The sequence below is a fragment of the Xylophilus sp. ASV27 genome, from assembly GCF_016428875.1.
GTDB lineage: Bacteria > Pseudomonadota > Gammaproteobacteria > Burkholderiales > Burkholderiaceae_C > Xylophilus.
In genome coordinates this window covers 1-302 of sequence record NZ_JAELTO010000373.1, presented here as the reverse complement: position 1 = coordinate 302, position 302 = coordinate 1, and the positions used below count along the sequence as shown (strand labels likewise).

Sequence of the window (302 nt, the reverse complement as noted above, 5' to 3'; positions counted from 1 at the left end):
CCCCCCCCCCCCCCCCCCCCCCCCCCCCCCCCCCCCCCCCCCCCCCCCCCCCCCCCCCCCCCCCCCCCCCCCCCCCCCCCCCCCCCCCCCCCCCCCCCCCCGATTTTCAAGCAGAAGACGGCATACGCGATTTCCTGTACGGTCTCGTGGGCTCGGAGATGTGTATAAGAGACAGGCGTCAGCGTGGCGCTCAGGCGGTCGGTGGCGAGTACGGCACGCGTGGAGGGCAGTTCGTACCAGTGCGGCTGCGCGCAGGCGCTCGTACCCTGGCAGTTGAAGCCATCGGGGCTGGGGCCGTACTT

At 75.2% G+C, this 302-nt stretch carries 1 protein-coding gene; it reads right to left on the bottom strand.

Going from position 1 to position 302, the window contains the following annotated elements; all coding sequences use genetic code 11:
• A partial coding sequence (locus tag JHD63_RS24445) for a hypothetical protein (protein WP_445327105.1) occupies nt 1–302 on the bottom strand: 302 nt, incomplete at both ends.